Origin of the sequence: Paenibacillus peoriae KCTC 3763, from assembly GCF_000236805.1 — a bacterium.
In the GTDB taxonomy this organism is placed as follows: Bacteria; Bacillota; Bacilli; order Paenibacillales; family Paenibacillaceae; genus Paenibacillus; species Paenibacillus peoriae.
In genome coordinates, this window is sequence record NZ_AGFX01000022.1 from 34,937 (window position 1) to 53,769 (window position 18,833).

The 18,833-nt window shown below is 47.1% G+C and carries 17 protein-coding genes and 5 tRNA genes; 2 read left to right on the plus strand and 20 right to left on the minus strand.

Going from position 1 to position 18,833, the window contains the following annotated elements; all coding sequences use genetic code 11:
* Window positions 1–139: 139 nt before the first annotated feature.
* From KQI_RS0115035 to KQI_RS0115060, 6 genes are all read right to left on the minus strand, one after another.
* On the minus strand, window positions 140–652 hold the full coding sequence (locus KQI_RS0115035; RefSeq protein WP_010347633.1) for an adenine phosphoribosyltransferase: 513 nt from the start codon (window positions 650–652) through the stop codon (window positions 140–142).
* A 69-nt stretch (window positions 653–721) separates the two neighbouring features.
* Window positions 722–3,118 carry a single-stranded-DNA-specific exonuclease RecJ gene (gene recJ, locus KQI_RS0115040; RefSeq protein WP_010347634.1) on the minus strand — a complete coding sequence of 799 codons (2,397 nt, stop codon included), beginning with the start codon at window positions 3,116–3,118 and terminating at the stop codon, window positions 722–724.
* 33 nt (window positions 3,119–3,151) lie between these two features.
* Entirely contained in the window at window positions 3,152–4,105 is a 954-nt protein-coding gene (locus KQI_RS0115045; protein WP_010347635.1) for a cation diffusion facilitator family transporter, read from the minus strand.
* A gap of 181 nt (window positions 4,106–4,286) precedes the next feature.
* Window positions 4,287–5,204 (minus strand): protein translocase subunit SecF, encoded by a 918-nt coding sequence (gene secF / locus KQI_RS0115050; protein WP_010347636.1) that lies wholly within the window; start codon window positions 5,202–5,204, stop codon window positions 4,287–4,289.
* On the minus strand, window positions 5,194–6,450 hold the full coding sequence (gene secD, locus KQI_RS0115055) for a protein translocase subunit SecD (RefSeq protein WP_010347637.1): 1,257 nt from the start codon (window positions 6,448–6,450) through the stop codon (window positions 5,194–5,196). The genes secF and secD overlap by 11 nt, the downstream gene beginning before the upstream one ends.
* A gap of 90 nt (window positions 6,451–6,540) precedes the next feature.
* Window positions 6,541–6,798, minus strand: coding sequence for a post-transcriptional regulator (locus KQI_RS0115060; RefSeq protein WP_010347638.1), 258 nt, complete (start codon window positions 6,796–6,798; stop codon window positions 6,541–6,543).
* Window positions 6,799–7,102: 304 nt separating this feature from the next.
* Here KQI_RS0115060 and spoVB point away from each other — a divergent pair, with 304 nt between their 5' ends.
* Complete coding sequence (gene spoVB / locus KQI_RS0115065) at window positions 7,103–8,686, plus strand: stage V sporulation protein B (protein WP_010347639.1); 1,584 nt, start codon at window positions 7,103–7,105, stop codon at window positions 8,684–8,686.
* Here the strand turns inward: spoVB and KQI_RS0115070 are convergent.
* Window positions 8,683–9,462 carry a YetF domain-containing protein gene (locus tag KQI_RS0115070; protein ID WP_010347640.1) on the minus strand — a complete coding sequence of 260 codons (780 nt, stop codon included), beginning with the start codon at window positions 9,460–9,462 and terminating at the stop codon, window positions 8,683–8,685. The two genes, spoVB and KQI_RS0115070, sit on opposite strands and share 4 nt — an antisense overlap.
* A gap of 207 nt (window positions 9,463–9,669) precedes the next feature.
* Between KQI_RS0115070 and KQI_RS0115075 the strand changes: the two genes are divergently transcribed.
* Entirely contained in the window at window positions 9,670–10,059 is a 390-nt protein-coding gene (locus KQI_RS0115075; RefSeq protein ID WP_010347641.1) for a TIGR04086 family membrane protein, read from the plus strand.
* 103 nt (window positions 10,060–10,162) lie between these two features.
* Here the strand turns inward: KQI_RS0115075 and yajC are convergent, their stop codons facing one another.
* The 13 genes from yajC to KQI_RS0115140 form a co-directional block, all read right to left on the minus strand.
* Window positions 10,163–10,501, minus strand: a complete 339-nt coding sequence (gene yajC, locus KQI_RS0115080) for a preprotein translocase subunit YajC (protein WP_010347642.1) — start codon at window positions 10,499–10,501, stop codon at window positions 10,163–10,165.
* A gap of 32 nt (window positions 10,502–10,533) precedes the next feature.
* Entirely contained in the window at window positions 10,534–11,673 is a 1,140-nt protein-coding gene (gene tgt, locus KQI_RS0115085; protein ID WP_007431672.1) for a tRNA guanosine(34) transglycosylase Tgt, read from the minus strand.
* Between the two features lie 20 nt (window positions 11,674–11,693).
* On the minus strand, window positions 11,694–12,722 hold the full coding sequence (gene queA, locus KQI_RS0115090) for a tRNA preQ1(34) S-adenosylmethionine ribosyltransferase-isomerase QueA (protein WP_010347643.1): 1,029 nt from the start codon (window positions 12,720–12,722) through the stop codon (window positions 11,694–11,696).
* Window positions 12,723–12,729: 7 nt separating this feature from the next.
* Window positions 12,730–14,820 (minus strand): SpoIID/LytB domain-containing protein, encoded by a 2,091-nt coding sequence (locus tag KQI_RS0115095; RefSeq protein WP_010347644.1) that lies wholly within the window; start codon window positions 14,818–14,820, stop codon window positions 12,730–12,732.
* A 303-nt stretch (window positions 14,821–15,123) separates the two neighbouring features.
* Entirely contained in the window at window positions 15,124–16,131 is a 1,008-nt protein-coding gene (gene ruvB, locus KQI_RS0115100; protein ID WP_010347645.1) for a Holliday junction branch migration DNA helicase RuvB, read from the minus strand.
* Between the two features lie 50 nt (window positions 16,132–16,181).
* On the minus strand, window positions 16,182–16,796 hold the full coding sequence (gene ruvA / locus KQI_RS0115105; RefSeq protein WP_010347646.1) for a Holliday junction branch migration protein RuvA: 615 nt from the start codon (window positions 16,794–16,796) through the stop codon (window positions 16,182–16,184).
* The gene (gene ruvC / locus KQI_RS0115110; RefSeq protein WP_010347647.1) at window positions 16,793–17,296 is read right to left on the minus strand and encodes a crossover junction endodeoxyribonuclease RuvC; all 504 of its coding nucleotides are present in this window, start codon (window positions 17,294–17,296) and stop codon (window positions 16,793–16,795) included. The genes ruvA and ruvC overlap by 4 nt, the downstream gene beginning before the upstream one ends.
* Before the next feature lie 230 nt (window positions 17,297–17,526).
* A complete protein-coding gene (locus KQI_RS0115115; protein WP_029390175.1) occupies window positions 17,527–18,231 on the minus strand; it encodes a BofC C-terminal domain-containing protein in 705 nt (234 codons plus the stop codon).
* Between the two features lie 116 nt (window positions 18,232–18,347).
* A tRNA-Pro gene (locus KQI_RS0115120) sits at window positions 18,348–18,421 on the minus strand.
* Window positions 18,422–18,428: 7 nt separating this feature from the next.
* A tRNA-Leu gene (locus tag KQI_RS0115125) sits at window positions 18,429–18,508 on the minus strand.
* A gap of 12 nt (window positions 18,509–18,520) precedes the next feature.
* Window positions 18,521–18,597 (minus strand) — tRNA-Arg (locus tag KQI_RS0115130).
* Window positions 18,598–18,602: 5 nt separating this feature from the next.
* Window positions 18,603–18,677, minus strand: a tRNA-Gly gene (locus tag KQI_RS0115135).
* A gap of 34 nt (window positions 18,678–18,711) precedes the next feature.
* Window positions 18,712–18,787 (minus strand) — tRNA-Lys (locus tag KQI_RS0115140).
* Between the last annotated feature and the right edge of the window lie 46 nt (window positions 18,788–18,833).

Below are 18,833 nucleotides of genomic sequence, written 5' to 3' on the forward strand. Positions count from 1 at the left end.
GATAAATAATTATATTGCGGATCATTATCAAACAAAATAGTCCGATGGAGCAACTCTTTAGATAAAGAGATGTTCCATCGGACTATTTAGATGATCCATACATAAATATTTCCCGGGAAAACCCCGGATTTCCAAAGCCCTAATATTTAATCAGGGTGAATACATCTACGTCAGGCAGTTTCGCCCGACCGTTGAGTTCAGACAGCTCTATAAGAAAAGCAGCTCCCACCACATTTCCACCAAGCTGACGCACCAAGTTCACAGATGTAGCAATGGTTCCTCCTGTTGCAAGCAGGTCATCCGCAATCAATACATTTTGCCCCGGCTCAATAGCATCCTTATGCATAGCAAGCATATCCTTGCCATATTCCAAACCATATGCTTCTTCAATGGTTTCCCCAGGCAGCTTTCCACTTTTACGAATTGGAATAAAACCAACGCCAAGAGCGTAGGCCAGGGGCGCACCTACGACAAATCCGCGTGCCTCGGGGCCCGCAATCAAATCAATTTTTAAATCCGATACCAGTTCCTTCATATCGTTGATTGCCTTGCGATACAGTTCACCATTTTTCATCAAGGTCGTAATGTCCTTAAAACTAATCCCTGGTTGTGGAAAATCGGGAATCACTCGAATATATTCTTGGTAGTTCAACTTAGTTCCTCCTACTGTAAACTTCTAAATTAGTATATCCATTGTACAACTTAAACTTGAGACTATACCTCAAGACGCGCCCTTCATAAGTGACATAATCCAACTCGTCATCTGGGTTGTATCCGAATCCAGTAAATAACGCTCCATTTCAGCCATATCATATAGTTCCTGATAGCGCGGAGAAGTCGTTAAATCGCGCTTGGGCGGATTGGGTACAAAACAAAATTGCCCCTCTGCACGCGTCATAAACTCAAGCTCCTCGAAGATGTCCAGCACTTTGGATAACATACGTACTGAACAGGAACACTGCCGACTAAGAGCAGGCAGCATCGCTTTTTCGTCAACAGGCTGTGTTCCCATGCGGGAAAGCACAACATAAATACGCTTGAATAGCTCCCTGTCGGGGCTTACGAGCCGACCGGCACGTTCACTGACCGAATGCAGGAGAAATACATTTTCTACATTTTCAAAGGTAGACCATACTGCCTGTAGCTGCTCCGGCGTTTCCGGTGGCTCCAGCACGAACAATGACTTCACAGATTGCTGCGCATCCCTTTGACCATTACTGGGAGTAATAGTACCATCCTTATCGTATAACCATACGAATTCAGCGTTCACAGACCCCGTTGGACGAAGTGTGGATGAAGGATGTATCAATACTGCAACGTCATTTTTTCTCTCCTCTACACGCGGATGAAAAATGTTCAAGCCTCGTTCCAGTTCGGCAATAGGGTTCGATACTCCGCGATAATCAAAAATTTGCGGTGCCTGCACACGAATATCCTGCATCATCAGTTGGAGAGACCGTTTGCCGTTCCACTCATTAATGGACAGCTCACCCAGCAGGTCCAGTTCGGTTTGTTGCTGTAAAAAATCAGCCAAATCACCACGCTGGAAGGCAATTGCATCCAGCGATAGTCCATTCTGCTCCAGCAGAAGCTTCACATGATTTTTCTCACGTCCCATTTTACGAGCCTCGCGTAATTGAAGACCTTGTAATACGAATCGTGGAGAAGGGTTCCCCATACCAAAAGGTTGCAACAATTCCAGGTCTTCAACCGCCTGTAAAGATACCTCGTCCAGACGACAGACCATATCTGCTTCAGCTACGGGAATAAGGTCTTCCGGTGTCAAAATTGAACCGGCATAGCGGTTAAGCCGCTCCTCGAACAATTCCAGATTGTCACGGCTCAGCGTCATACCCGCAGCCGAAGGATGACCGCCAAAATGCTCCATCAGCTCATGGCTGTCTGTAAGAGCACTGTAGATATCCAATGCAGGGATAGAACGAGCAGAACCTTTACACATACCTGTCTCGGCATCTATCCCAAGAATAATGGTTGGACGATAATGGCGATCCAATAGCTTGGACGCCACAATGCCGACGACCCCCACGTTCCAGCCTTCACCAGCCAAAACAATAACTGAGGGGAGCTTGCCTCCATTCAGCTTGGCTGCCAGCTGCTGCTCTGCTTGCTCCACAATTCGTTCGACCACCTGTTGACGCTCACGGTTAAGCAGATCGAGCGCATGCGCTAGTTGATCTGCTTCTTCCTCTTGTTCTGTCGTCAGCAGGGAAACCGCTCGTCCCGCATGATCCAGACGTCCACTGGCATTAATACGCGGTGCCAAGGCAAATGCGATGTTGACAGAAGTCACTGTAGGCATATCCACACCTGCTACACCAAGCAACGCCCGAATCCCAGGAAACGCAGAGCTTTTCATCGCTTGAATCCCTCTGCGTACCACCGCCCGATTCTCACCATGTAACGGCATCAGATCCGCTACCGTACCAATAGCGGCGATTTCAAACCATTCCTCAGGCACCTCATCCAGGAGTGCCTGTGCTAGCTTAAGAGCAACACCAGCACCTGCAAGGCCTTTAAACGGGTATGGACAACCGGGCAGCTTCGGATTAATCAAGGTATACGCCTTGGGGAGCACAGCAGGCGGCTCATGGTGATCGGTCACAATAACATCGATACCCAAGGATGTTGCATAATCAATTTGCTCAACTGCACTAATTCCAGTATCTACCGTAATGACCAGCGTAACTCCCTGCTGATGAGCCCAATCCAGAGCATGATTATGCAGGCCGTATCCCTCATTGGAACGGTGGGGAATATAAATATCATAAGAGGCCTTTAGGAAACGCATAAGCTGAATCATCAATGATGTACTGGATACTCCGTCCGCATCATAATCGCCATAGATTAATATATGCTCGCCGCGCTCCAGAGCCTTGCGAATTCTAGGCACAGCCTCTTTCATGCCAAGAAGCAGATAAGGGTCGTGTATATCATCCACACTTCCGTACAAAAAGCGGTTTGCTTCCCCGGCCGTAGTGACGCCCCGGTTCACTAAAAGCCGGGACAACAATGGTGAGATCCCCAGCTCTTCTGTTAACGGCTGGGCCGCCGCCAGATTAATTTCCGGGGTTTTCCATCTGTACTGCGAATGAAGCAATCCTATTCACCTTTCTTTCATAGTCGTCTTGCATTATTGCAACAAGGACGACACATCATTATCCGGCAGTTCATGATTGGATTTGTAAGGATACCCGGCTTGATAGGGAATGAACTGTATTTGTACATGGGTCACCTGTGGAAAACGGGCCAGCAGTAAATTTTTAGCCCGATCGGCAATTTGCTGTGCTTCCTGCACCGTAATCCGAGGATTTACACTAATCGTTACATCCACTGTTATGAAATGGCCCGCTTCCTTGGCATGGAAATGTTCAATCGTTACAATACCATACACCCGCTGAATGGTCTCCATAAAACCTCGGGAGTCTTCCTCCTGCAAAGGCCTCGCCGGTGCCTGATAAGCGGTATTCATTACCATCAGATAACCCTTACGCAATACCATACAAGCTACCAGCAAAGCTGCGGTTGGATCCAGATATAACAATGCCGGCCATTCCATCGCTTTACCAGTCATTGCACCGATCATGCCGATCAATGCAATCAGTGATGCATACAGCGAGTATCGTTCATGATTAGCGTACAGATCTGCTTCCGCTTTATGACCATGCTTAATCGAGTAGCGATACTGAAACTGAAATAGCGCCTCTCTCAGCACCAAAGCAACAAAAGCAGTAATTAATGCATACAGATCGGGAGCCTGTGGTTCCGGGCTGCTCAATGAGCGGACAGCCGAGATCGCTAGCTGGAGACCACTCATCAGCACTAAAATAGACAGCACGACAGAAATGACAGCCCGAACCTTTTCACCATTTCGCAGCCGTGCCAGTACCCCGTGTCCTGTACCATCTTTGGAAAACAGGTCCTGTAACCGGAAAGCACTATCCGCAGCCGTGTGCAGTGCATCCCCCAGCAATGCTTTGCTGTTTGCCGCATAACCGACAGTCCCCTTGAGAACAGCTAGGGCGAGATTACCAACAATCCCACTCCACGCTGCAGTTTCTAATGATCGGCTGCGTTCGCTATTCACAACGTTTCCCCCTCAATCCTGAACTGACCATTTCCCATTAAAGCTCCATTCCATATCTAATCCCTCAAAACAAACGATACATGGGCCGCTCCCAACTCAAGGTAAATCTCCAAACCTTAGAAAACCGCGCCCAAGTAGACGCGGCTTTCTCTTAAAATTATACTACTAGTATTTGCGTAACTTAAGACTTTGCAGTTTTGACCGTGCCACCGCCAGCAGTCGGCGTTTTTTGTCTCCCTTTCAAAGCAACCCACAGCGGGCTGGCAATGAAAATGGAAGAATAAGCACCAAACAGCAAGCCGATAACCATCGCAAGTGAGAACATCCGAATCGACTCGCCCCCAAAAATGAACAAGCACACGGAGGCAATAAACACAGTAAACACGGTTGCGAGTGAACGCGTCATTGTCTGGGCAATACTGTGATCGACTACCTGCTCCAAGTCGGCTCTGGACTTCTTTTTCGCAAATCGCAGATTTTCCCGGATACGGTCAAAAATAACGACAGTATCATTGATGGAGAAACCGACAATCGTCAGAATTGCCGTAATAAAGGTCAAATCCACCTCAAGGCGGAAAATGGAGAAAATACTGATGACAAGAAACGCATCATGCAGCAACGAAACAATGGCTGCAACGGCAAAACGCCATTCAAACCGGATCGAGATATAGACAGCGATGGCCACTGAGGCCAGCAAGATTGCCCAGATTGCATTTCGCTCCAGTTCTTGGGCCATTTCCGTATCTACGGTATTGACCTCAAATGAAGCCTTAGGATCAAGCTCTTTATTGAAAGAGGCTTTAAAATCATTCACTTGCTGGTCTGTCAACACCTGTGAAAAACGAATGCCAAAGCGCTCTTTACCCGGTGTATAATCAACCTCTTTGCCGATTCCCTTCTTGTCCAGCAAAGTTTGAATCTGCTCTTGCGTAACTACCTTGGTCAAATTGACATCCACGTTGGAGCCGGAACGGAAATCAACCCCGTAATTCAGACCGAATATCGACAAACTCAAAATACCGAGCAATGTGATAATAATCGAAAAGGTATAAAACCACTTGCTCATCTTGACATATTTATAGTCCCAATTAAAGCGCACTGATATCACTCTCCTTCACACCAAAATACTTGGGCTTCTTCACAACATCCGCTTTAACCAGCAGATTGAGCAAGAAGCGGGAGAAGAAGATATTTGTCAAGATACTGGTGACAATATCAACGATGAGTACGAGAGCGAATCCTCGAACAGAACCTGTTCCCAGGCCAAACATGACTGCTGCTGCTATAATTGTCGTAATATTGGCATCCATAACAGTACGGAACGAGGCCTTACTGCCTGCGATGACAGAAGAACGAATCGTTTTTCCTGACTTGATTTCTTCTTTAATCCGTTCATACGTGATGATATTGGCATCGACCGCCATCCCGATCCCGAGCACGAAGGCTGCGATACCTGGAAGTGTAAGCACGAAGCCACCCAAATAGAAGATCGCAAGCACCAGCCAGGTATGAACAATGAGACAGAAGCTAGCAACTATTCCCGGCACACGGAACATCGCAATCATAAATACCAGAATAATGATCGAGCCGATCAAACCAGCACGGATCGTCTGATCCAGTGACAGCTGACCCAGTGTAGCACCTACGCTCTGGGAATATTTTTCCGTCAGTTTAAGCGGAAGAGCTCCCAGGTTTATCGTATCTGCCAGCTTGTTCGCTTCATCACGAGTGTAGTTACCTGTAATCGAGGCACTGCCATCCGTCAATTCTCCACGTACTGTTGGTGCAGATAGTAATTCATCATCCAGGAAAATAGCCAACTCTTTGTTAAGAAGTCGCTTTGTGATCTCTGCAAATTTGGCTTTGTCCTTCACTTTGATGCTAATTTCAGGCTGGTTCAGCTGGTCATAGCCAACAACGGCACCATTCTCCACAAAATCATTACCGCGGAGCTCAATTTTGCTGTATTGACCCGGCTTTTTAGCATCCGCTGCCGTTGCACTGCGGAACGTCAGCTCGGCAGGCTTTTTCAGCATGGAGCGGACTTCTGCCTCATTAGAGACACCAGCAAGCCGCACGCGAATACGGTTGCTACCCTCTGTTGTTACTTCCGGCTCAGTTGTACCGAGCGCGTTAATCCGTCTCTCCAGACTTTGAGCTGTTTGTATAAGAGACTGGCTGGTTACACGCTGCCCTGCTTCCAAAGGCTGGGCTTCATATAAAATTTCAAAGCCTCCCTTTAAATCGAGGCCTAGTTTTAAACTGTTCAGTAGGCCCGGGCTTGTCCCGATCATAACACCAGTTGTTATGAGCACGACCACGATGAAACTTAGAATTCTTTTCATTCCGTCCCATGTTCCCCTTTCATTCTCAATATTCCTATTATAGCTACCCCTCAAAAAGCAGTCAATTTGAACGCAAAAAAAGACTCCCTTCTATTCGAAAGTGGAGCCCCGTAATGCGGACATCGTCAAATAGTTCATAAAGCTCGTCGCTTTAAGGGAAAGTATATCGTTAACGAGCCTGTGCAGCGGAGGAATACCCTCCTTTTCATATTTATGGCTAACACAATTCCATACGTCCTTACTTGTGACATGCTCATAGCCTACGAGAACCAACTCGTCTGCCTTGCTTTGACACAGCATCTCTATGGCGTCATCCCAATCCTGCTCATCCAGCTCTTCCATACCCACGACGGTCGTTCCTCCTCCCAGCGACTCCATTTTCGCACATCAGCATTAGCGGGATCATTGACTGCTTTATATAACATTTCTATCCTGATCTTGGAAAATCCTTCTTTTTGTCGAAAATAGCCGTAAATCAACAATATATGCATTCATTTCGCTCGTCAATAGCAGAATTCACCACCTTCCCTCTGCTTGCCTGGATTGTTCTACTTTTAACCGAAAAGCTTGTCATGAACATGGACAGGTCTGGCATATCTTTTAAAGTAACGCATAGATGGAGAAATACATTTGGGGGAAGAGGGAGTTGCGATTGAAAAAGCAGACATTCATCCATGGAGCAATTATTTTATTGGCAGCGGGAATCATCAATCGGCTACTGGGGTTCATTCCGCGAATCGCGCTCCCGCGTATTATCGGACCCGAAGGAGTCGGCTTATACCAACAGGGATATCCCTTTTTTATCGTGCTGGTGACCCTTATTACCGGGGGAATCCCACTTGCGGTAGCCAAACTTGTGGCCGAAGCTGAAACAGCGGGACAACCCGAAATGTCAAGGCGTATTTTACACACCAGCCTGCGCTTTACCATTACACTCAGCCTGCTCGCTATGGTACTCTGTCTTGTGTTCGCCCCTTGGATCACAAACCACATCCTGACCGACAGCCGTGTGTACTATACATTTATTAGCATGAGTCCAATGATTGTTATCGTTGCTGTATCCTCTGCCTACAGGGGCTATTTTCAGGGAAAACAAAATATGATTCCGTCCGCCAGCTCCTCGATTGCCGAAACTGTTATGCGCATTTTTTGCGTTATTTGGTTTGCATACTTGCTCCTTCCTTACGGTATTGCCTACGCTGCTGCAGGAGCCATGCTCGGTGCATTGGCGGGCGAGCTGATTGGGATGGTTGTGCTGCTATGGCAATACGCCATGGACCAGCGAAGGGAGGGTTCTCCCCCTCAAACGAAATCATCTTTGTCCTCTGAGGCTCGTCCTGAGGAATCGTCCGTTTTGTCACGTCTTATGTCTATATCCGTTCCCGTTACAGCTGGGAGGCTCGTCGGGTCCTTGTCCTATTTGCTCGAATCCATTTTATGTATGCGCAGCCTCGCCGTAGCAGGCATTGCAACTGGTATTGCAACCGCACAGTATGGGGCCATGCAGGGCATGGTCATTCCTGTACTATTACTGCCAGGTGTCCTCACCAGTTCACTGGCTGTTTCACTCGTCCCTTCCTTATCTGAAGCAGCTGCCAAGGGGCACACTACCGCCATTCACAAACGTTTGCATCAGTCGCTTCGGCTCGCTTTGGTTGCAGGAGCCCCATTCGCCGTTATCATGTACGTGCTGGCAGAGCCTCTGTGTCTAATACTCTACAATAATAGCGATATTGCAGGCATGCTTAAACTCATGGCGCCCTTTGCTCTGTTTATGTACATCCAGGCCCCGCTTCAGGCGGCACTTCAGGCCCTAGATCGTCCCGGGAGTGCTTTATTTAACACCTTTGTCGGAGCCGTTATCAAAATTGTACTTATCGTATGGCTTGCCTCTCAGCCTCAGTATGGTATCTACGGAGCGGTCATCGCCATTTGCATTAACAATACCATTGTCACCCTTCTGCATGGCTTCAGTGTCAGCAGACTACTTCGCTTTCGCGTGCGTTTGCTTGATTTCTGGAAAACCGGGGCAGGGATGGTCATTATGGCAGCTGCGGTATTATATGTTTACAGACATCTGGCAGTGTTCAACCAAATGTGGCTTCAATTTATTTTTGCCGCAGGAGTGGGGATTATCCTGTACCTTTTCCTGATGACCTCCATCAAAATGATTGACTGGGACAACCTTACCCGCATTCCCATTCTGAGAAGATGGTTTAAAACCAAAGAAATCTAATCCGAAGATTCCCCTAAGGTCGGTGGCGTAACATATACATGACCTCTATGATTCACAGTGCATAAAAAAACATCTTTAAAATCTTTGTGACCCTTCGCTTGAATCTGATTTTTAAGCCAAAATCGGTTCATATCCATCCGCTCCAAATTTCGGTCCAGCACCTTGCCATCCATAATTAATGGAACGGGTAGACCTTCATATCTGAACTTCCCGCCGATTTGAGGAGTAGGATGAACTTTTTCCACCTGTTGTTCAATGTTCGTCAAATTCCTTTGACTTAAATCCTGTCTCTTTTTGTCTAACTCTGCATCTTCATCTTCATCATCCTTAGCTATCACCGTGAGCTTGCCTGTGGTTTCCAAAATAACATATTCAACTTCGTCCAGACTTTCAATATTTTGTTCACGAAGCTGTAACAACAAATCATCTAAATTGTAGCGTTGCTTAGTCATTTCATCCTTGTTTAGTTGTCCATTGGAAAACAATACACTGGGCCGGCCATCGAATAGCAGGCGCAGACGTCGGCTTTTAAGACTGAAATAGGAAATTCCGATCTGCAGAATCAGTAGCACCCCTAAGGGAATCATTCCTTCAAATAAGGGACGTTTTATATCCTCCAGACTGAATACAGCAATTTCCGCAATCATAATGGATATAACGAGATCAAAAACAGACAGTTTCCCGATCTCCCTTTTACCCATCAAACGCATCACCAGATATACGATAAAATACATGAGCAGCGTTCGAAAAATATGAGTAAAAATATCGTGACTCAATATGTTCGCCTCCTCCCCTGTACTTTGCGACAAGACATTAATTGTTCATTGTACACGTATTCTGACCGTTCCCCACTTGACTCATACAGAAAACAAAAGGCTAAATTATTGAAATAAAGAGAAAGACTGCTTGCGACTTGGTACTAAGCCTGAAGGCTTGACCATAGAATGATAATAGTTCAAACCTTGGTACAGGAGGAATTATCAATGGAGCTCATTCGCCGCTGGTGTTCGTTTCGTCTGGCCCATCCCATTTTATCCGGCTTGTTTTATGCTTTTGCATGGATGCTGCTTGGCGCATTGATTCTTTCACTACTGTTGTGGCTAACACAAATGCAGGAACAGGACTTATCCCTGTATACGTACATCGTGCACGCATTCGCTATGCTATCAGGCGGCTTCGTCGCAGGTAAAAGATCAACCAACAAAGGCTGGTATCAAGGCGGCATTACAGGCATCCTGTATGGCCTTATCGTTCTTCTGGTCGGTTTTCTGGCACTGGATGCGGGCATGAACGCTAAGGACCTATTCCACTTAGGAATTGCCTTTGTCATAGGCGCGGGAGGCGGGATATTCGGGATTAACTTTAGTAAATAATCAAATTAAAAAAAGTGTACCAGCCCATGTCCCATGTAACGAAGCAACACAAAAAAACCGAGCCTCCTCAAAGGCTCGGTTTTTACATGATGATCGGCAGATTTTACGACTTAGAAACAACAGCTTCCTCAGATGTAGTATCTTTTGCAATCGCATTACTGATCGCACTGCGGTCAAAGGTCAGCTTCGTCACATCATTCACACGCAAAACAACCACATCGTCCGTAATCTCCATAATTGTACCGTGAAGACCTCCGATTGTTATCACCTTATCTCCCTTTTTCAAAGCTTGAAGCATCGATTGACGCTGCTTTTGTTTTTTCTGATTCGGACGAATCAGCAAGAAATAAAAGATTACAAACATCAGAGCCAGTGGCCAGATCATTTGAAAAAGTCCCCCAGCTCCACCGGGTGCAGCCGCAGCTGTAGCAAATTGAAACATGTTAAATCCCCCTTTCAAATCTCCCCTAAAACTTAAAAGCCTTTATCATTATCATGAAGACCGTACTGCTCAAAAAATTCATCGCGGAAATCAAGCAGTCTGTCATCCATAATCGCTTGTCTGACATTACGCATCAATTGTATTAAGAAATGCAAGTTATGATACGTTGTCAGTCGGAGCCCGAAGGTTTCATCTGCTTTAATTAAATGTCGCAAGTACGCGCGTGAATAATTGCGACAAGTGTAGCAATCACAAGCCGGATCAAGCGGGCCAAAATCGCTTGCAAAATTGGCATTACGAACGACAAGACGACCTTGACTTGTCATCGTTGTCCCGTTGCGAGCAATCCGGGTTGGAAGTACACAATCGAACATATCCACACCACGGATAGAGCCTTCAATCAAGGCATCCGGCGAACCTACGCCCATCAAATAACGTGGCTTGTTGGTAGGAAGCAGTGGAACGGTATAATCGAGCACTTCATACATCAAATGCTTTGGTTCCCCCACACTCAGTCCACCAATAGCATACCCCGGGAAATCCATGGAAGTCAAATCTGCCGCACTTTGCTTGCGCAGATCTTCATGCATACCCCCTTGTACAATGGCGAACAGCCCTTGATCATGAGGACGCGCATGTGCCTCCAAACAACGCTCAGCCCAACGGCTGGTGCGTTCCAGTGACTTTTTCACGTATTCATACTCAGCCGGGAACGGTGGACATTCATCGAAGGCCATCATAATATCCGAGCCAAGCGAGTTTTGAATTTCCATTGCCACTTCCGGTGAAAGAAACTTCTTATCTCCATTTAAATGAGAGCGAAAATGAACACCCTCCTCCGAAATCTTACGCATTTCACTTAAGGAAAACACCTGGAATCCGCCGCTGTCTGTTAAAATAGGACGATCCCAATTCATAAACTTATGCAGTCCGCCCGCTTCACGAATAATATCATGACCGGGACGAAGGAACAGATGGTAGGTGTTACTCAAAATAATTTGAGCATCCATCTCCTTCAATTCCTCAGGACTCATCGTCTTGACTGTAGCTTGCGTCCCCACAGGCATAAAGGTTGGTGTCTCAATAACCCCGTGAGGTGTATGCACGCGCCCGAGGCGAGCTCCTGATTGCTTGCAGGTTTTAATATGTTCGTATCTTATTGCTGGTGCCATATTTTCTCTACCATCCTTAATTAATAAATGAACATTGCGTCCCCGAAGCTGAAAAACCGATATTCGCGGTCAATCGCCTCCTGGTAAGCATGCATAATATTCTCCCTGCCCGCCAGTGCGCTGACCAGCATAACCAGGGTGGATTTAGGCAAATGGAAATTCGTAATCATTGCATCCACCACACGGAATTCATAGCCTGGGTAAATAAAAATCTGTGTCCAGCCACTGCTAGCCTGCAATACTCCATCTGCGAATGTATTGCCCACCGTCTCCAGCGTTCGGCAACTGGTTGTCCCCACTGCTACAACTCTTCCGCCGCGCGCCTTGGTTGCATTGAGTATATCAGCTGTTTCCTGTGACAATGAGTAATATTCTTCGTGCATGACATGCTCTTCAATCGTATCCACCGACATTGGTCTGAACGTTCCTAAGCCAACATGAAGTGTGACAAAAGCGATGGAAACGCCCTTCTCCCTAATTCGGTCCAGCAATTGTTCTGTAAAATGCAGTCCTGCCGTAGGAGCCGCAGCAGAACCTTCGTGCCGGGCATAAACCGTCTGATAACGCTCGCGATCATCCAGTTGCTCCTTGATATAGGGCGGAAGCGGCATTTGCCCAAGGCGGTCCAATATCTCTTGAAAAATACCTTCATAAGAAAATGAAAGCACCCTTCCCCCCATATCTCCTTCTTCCTCAATAACGGCCTTCAGCTCATCACCGAAAACGATAACAGCTCCCTTTTTCAGCTTCTTACCGGGTTTTACCAATGCTTCCCATCGGTCCCCCTCCAGTTGCTTAAGCAGCAGCACCTCAGCCTTAGCTCCGGTATCTTCCTTGATGCCAAACAAACGTGCAGGAATCACTCGCGTATCGTTCAATACCAGCGTATCCCCCGGTCTGAGATACTGAACAATATCCGAAAATGTATGATGCTCTACTTCACCGTTATGCTTGTCCAACGTCAGCAACCTGGAAGCGCTCCGCTCCAGCAAAGGTGTCTGAGCAATTAATGCTTCAGGTAATTCAAAATCATAGTCGTTTACGTTCATATATTGGTCATTCCTTAACTATATCCACATTTTTGTAATAGTGTTGCAAAATTTTCTTGTAATCATACCCCTGCTCGGCCAAACCGTTGGCTCCCCATTGCGATAGACCCAGCCCGTGACCGTTCCCTTTGCCTGTAAAAATAAAGCTTTGCGTTTTATCAATGACGCGTGCATGACGGTCTTCATTCATGACGATCACCCCGTTACCGCTTGAAGTGCTGCTCCCGGATGCGGACAAAATTTGAGTTCCTTGCGCACCACTTATATGAGAAGTAGCCCCATCTGCGCCTAATACAGTATAACTGCCGGTACTCGCAATATCAAACAGAGTGCTAGGTAATCCCCCCATCGCTGAACGATACATATCGGGGTATTTTACCGTCAAAGGGGACCCGTTGGCTTCAACCTCCAGCACACGTCCTGACGGACCGCGTTTGGTAACATCCAGATGATTGATTGAGGTCGGTACTGTACCCGTTACTTTCCCTTGTAGTGATTTAGCAATTTGCGCTGCTGTAAAAGGTCCACGCACCCATGCATAGTCTCCGGATTGAGGCACCTTCTCCAAGATAATCATCTCTTCACCCGGTTGCGCCTTGGCTACTGGTGCAACAGCTGACTGAATTTGGGGGATAGGGCGCACATTGGTATTTTCAGTAGTAACGGTAATTTTGTCTAGCCCTGCTTCTGTGACTCCCTCCAGCTCCTTGGCATTATCCTCACGTATATAACCTGTTTGACCACTGGAGAGAAGGACATGATACCACTGCTGTGCTCCTTTTTGCGCTGTTGTATCTCCCGAACTATCTACACTGGCGAAGGCTTCACCACCGCTGTTCCATACCTCGGAAGCATCTGCTGTTACACCGCCCGCATTAGATGAAAATACAGCTTCGACCACTTTACCGCCGCTTTTAATGACTTCACCAGCCGTGGCATCTACAGCCTCGCTGACATTCGCGTGTTCCGATCCTTTGCCATTGTAAGCCTGGCTTAACGTTCCATCCACCACATTGCCGATCTGAAACCGATTGCCTTGGGCAAGGGCATAGCTGCGAGCTGCTACCGCTTGAGCCTTGAGGGCTTCAGCAGGCCATGAAGAGTAGACCTCAGCTCCTACCACGGAATACAAATACTGCTCGAGCGGTACATCATTAACAAGCGCCAGTTGTCCTGACGTCATGCTAATCTCCATGTCGCCGCGATATGTACGCTGTGATCTTTCAACCACTTGAATCCCATTATTACCGCCGTTGACAATGACCTTGCTGTTATTGGAGCCACTCAGCATATAATGTGACATCGCTTGCGAGCCTGTCGTTACTCCTGCTTCTTGTCTTATCATGAGTCCAGTTTGAGTAACACTAACTTTAGATAACGTAAGTTTGGGCTGCTTGCTCTCCAGCTCTGTTTTTAAAGTCGACAGCTTGCTGTCGTTGCTCTCTTCTCCAACCCACACAGCATACTGACCTCTGGATTGAATCACACTAAAAACATCAAAACCTGCGGCAGCAATTGTCGCTCGAACGAGATTTGCCTCCTGCTCGCTTCCATAGCTTCCTACAGACCAGTGTTTATTCCCCTTAACTTCAGCCTGTGCTCCGGTTGCCGAAGAAATCCGCTGTACAGCAGCCTGTGCGGCCTGTTCACTTGCATAAATTCCCGCGTACACCTGATAGACAGAGCTACCGTTTTTAGAACCGATAAAAACCGTAGGTTTATCATTCGTCTTTTGCAGGATTTGAGCCGCTTTAATTGCAGTTGCTTCATTTCCTTCAAGTACCTTCACCCGATAGCTGTCTACACTAAAACGAGCGGTATTGTCCGGTAGTCCCATCCAAGCCTGGAAACTGCCTCCACTGTTCTGTCCGACACTCAGACCTTCTGATGATTTCAAGGTTACCGCGGGAACTGTTGCTTTATATTTGCTGCCTAGATCCGCAAAGATCACTACACGAATATCTTCTTGGGCAGCAGCGTGAACACTTGAAGACCAGGGTATGCAAACTGTAGCTAATACCATAATCGCTGCTGCTCGTTTGGCCCGGCCCGTCCATGCACTGAAAATTGTTTTTCGGTTCAATGCTTTTCCATTCATTTCTGACTCCCCCCATTCTGGCTGTCCTAGCCTGCATAAAGCATGATTTGGCGGGATCTCGACCATCGCCTGTCCCTTTAAATACATCGGCGGAATAAACCGGAATTTGAACATGCATAATTCTTACTCATATGGTCTTTTCCCCTAACGATCCTATTCCGCCAATATCGTACTTACTATATTGTACTTCCCCTATCACACTTACCATAATTGCGTAGCTACGCTATAAATTAATCTCAATTAGAGTTCTCTTTAAACCGTATTTTGCACTGTTCTCTTGTAATTAAAGTCCACCATTCCTAGTCACCGTGGATCGGTTGGCATGGGAATTCCAAGGTGAGCATATGCCGCTGGAGTCACCGTCCGCCCCCGAGGTGTTCTTTGTAAAAGTCCAATTTGCAGCAAATATGGCTCATATACATCCTCAATCGTCTGGCTCTCTTCACCGATGGTTGCAGCAATGGTATCCAATCCCACAGGTCCGCCCCGAAATGAATGAATCATGGCCTTAAGCATTTTATGATCAATTTCATCCAGTCCGAGAGGATCAATTTGAAGTCTTCTCAGCGCCTCTGCGGCCAATTCTGAATGGATCATACCGTCTCCGGCAACTTGGGCAAAATCACGCACCCTTTTTAACAGTCGGTTCGCAATCCGTGGTGTCCCCCGTGAACGTAATGCGATTTCTTCGGCTGCATCCCCAACGATCTCAATTTCCATAATATCCGCGTTTCTGGACACGATGTAGGCGAGCTCGTCCGTCGTATAAAACTCCAATCGACTGATAACACCAAACCGGTCGCGCAACGGCGCAGAAAGCAGCCCAGCGCGTGTAGTAGCCCCTATAAGGGTAAAGGGCGGCAAATCCAGGCGAACTGAACGCGCACTCGGGCCTTTACCAATCATAATGTCCAGCGCAAAATCCTCCATCGCCGGGTACATGACTTCTTCCACCGTTCGATGGAGGCGATGAATTTCATCAATGAACAAAACATCGCCTTCTTGAAGATTAGTCAGCAGCGCTGCCAAGTCTCCGGGTCTCTCAATCGCAGGCCCTGAGGTGGTACGCAAATTAACCCCTAGTTCATTCGCAATAATGTTGGCAAGAGTCGTTTTACCCAACCCGGGTGGACCGTACAACAGTACATGATCCAGCGCTTCTTTACGCATTTTGGCCGCTTCAATGTAAACTTTCAAATTTTCCTTAACCTGATTTTGCCCGATATATTCATTAAGATAACGGGGGCGAAGGCTTAGCTCCGCCGTCTGGTCTTCCATCATCAAATTGGCGGAAATAATCCGTTCATCCATTTTCCATCGCTCCTCTTTTCACCAGACTTCTGTCAACGGACATCAGCGTCCTATCCGGCAAACAACAGTTGCAAAGCCCGTTTCATCAAAATATCGGCAGATTCATCAGGTTTCGCATCCTTCTTCATTTTGCTCCATACCTTATCCAACTCTGCCTCTGTGTAACCGAGCGCCTTGAGGGCCTCACGTGCCTCGCCCCAATAAGAGCCCTCGCCCTCTTCCACGACAGGCTCCGCAAACAATCCGGTCACCATCCCCAGTGAACCAATACCGTCCAGCTTGTCCTTCAAATCCAGAATCATGCGCTGCGCCGTCTTTTTACCGATTCCCGGCAACTTGGTGAGAAAGGTGATATTTTCCTGATAAATCGCCGTCACCACATGAGCAGGCGTACCGCCTCCCAAAATACCAAGTGCCACACGCGGTCCAATACCAGATACGTCGATCAGTTTACGGAATAATTGCTGTTCCTCACGGGTTGCAAACCCAAACAGTAAAATAGCATCTTCCCTTACATGATGGTGAATGTAAATAACCACCGGTCCTTCCGTTTTGGCGAAGGCGTAAGGATTCGGACAGAACACCCGATATCCCACCCCCTGCACATCCAAAACGACATATTCATTTTCCAAGTGAGCCACAGAACCACGCAAGAAATCTATCATTTTCGCAATACCTCATTTAATTTTGAATTTAGCCCATAGGAATGCGCATGACAAATAGCCACTGCCAAAGCATCCGCTACATCATCCGGTTTAGGCACAGCCTGGAGCTTTAGAAACATTCTAACCATCTCCTGCACCTGCTTCTTCTCCGCCTTGCCATACCCTACAATAGCCTGCTTTATCTGCATCGGAGTGTATTCCCCTATAGGGAGATTACGTTGCCTTGCGGCCAGCATCAGCACACCACGCGCCTGACTTACAGACATAGCAGTCGTAACGTTGCGATTAAAAAAAAGCTTTTCCAGCGCTACCGCATCAGGCTTATATTTGTCAATCAATTGCAGCATGCCTTCATACACATGAAGCAGCCTATCTTCTTCCGGTGTATGGGCTTCTGTCTGAATGCAGCCGTACTGCACAGGAACCACCTTACTCCCAATCTTGTCCACAAATCCGAAGCCCACAATAGCAATACCCGGATCAATTCCTAGAAAACGCAAAAAAATCTCTCCCCTATCGCTAAACCATGGCGTTAACTAACCATCAGCCAACTCTATCCTTAATACATTTATGGCTAAATTCCATACAAAGCGAACATATGTGTCGTTCATTTCATTATAACAAAACTTTGCATCTAATAGAGGAAAAAATTTAACTCTGAGTGAAAACATAAAAAGAGACGCCACAAGCATCACCTGGTCGGTAAAGGCCTGACGTCTCTTACTTCTAATCAATATTGCTGTTTTAATACCCTCTGTGTTCGTTCCACCGCAAAGTCACTAAAAGTAGAGATTACACTGTTATACTCGTTTATATCCTGTACACGGATTCCCTGTTGAAGTTGTTCATACACCCCTTCCGGCAAAGCCGTTTCCATGGAGTCCACATCCAGTTGGAAAAAAGTCCGTATAACCTTCTCCTTTTTAGGTGGCCCTTCAAACAAAGTGAGTTGTCCGTCAGCGCTCAAGCCCATGTACCCGTGTTCTTTACACGATTCTGACAGGTCCTCCACCCTTCGCTCCAGCCATACCTCTCCCTTAGTATTAAGGCGTCCCTTCCAGTCGGGATGCTGTTTCAGTAAATTTTCCAGCTGCTGCGAGCTTAGCGTTCCCAAGGAAAGTGTTTCTGTACCACACACATAGGTGGTTAACAGGTGAGTTTTCCTGCTTATACCGGAAGCACGGATACTTTGCAAAACCTGCATCTGTGAGGAGCGATCTTCAGCCGGTGTTGTGTGTGAGGATTCCTCCATATCAACCTCTGCCATAACGGTAGTAGCAAGTGGCTGTGACAGCATAGCTTGCATATGTCTTGAAAACAGAATACCCAACCCAGCCAGCAAACAAGCTACTCCAAAAATGGTGCAGGCCCACACCATTCTTCTTCCCTGTTTCCAGCGCCGTTTCATTTGTTTTTTCCAACTTAATCGCTTCACAGTAATCCCTTCCGTCCCACTTTTTGTGTTAGTGTGACCTGGCGATTACTGAATTATACAAAAAGATAATAAATGCAATAAAAAAAGCCACTGCTTCCAGCGACCTTTCCTTTGAATCGGGATGACACGATTTGAACATGCGACCCCCTGGTCCCAAACCAGGTGCTCTACCAAGCTGAGCTACATCCCGAAATACATGCCGGTGAGAGGACTCGAACCTCCACGGTTTCCCTCACGATTTTGAGTCGCGCGCGTCTGCCAATTCCGCCACACCGGCTTATGAAGTTAATGGCGCGCCCTGAGAGATTCGAACTCCCGGCCTTTTGATTCGTAGTCAAACGCTCTATCCAGCTGAGCTAAGGGCGCAAATATGGAGCGGACGACGGGAATCGAACCCGCGACCCTCGCCTTGGCAAGGCGATGCTCTACCGCTGAGCCACGTCCGCAATACAATTATATTATAACATATAATTTCAAAAATGGTGAGCCATGAAGGACTCGAACCTTCGACACCCTGATTAAAAGTCAGGTGCTCTACCAACTGAGCTAATGGCTCCCAACAGGGTCATGTAACTTTATAAAAATGGCGGAACTGACGGGAT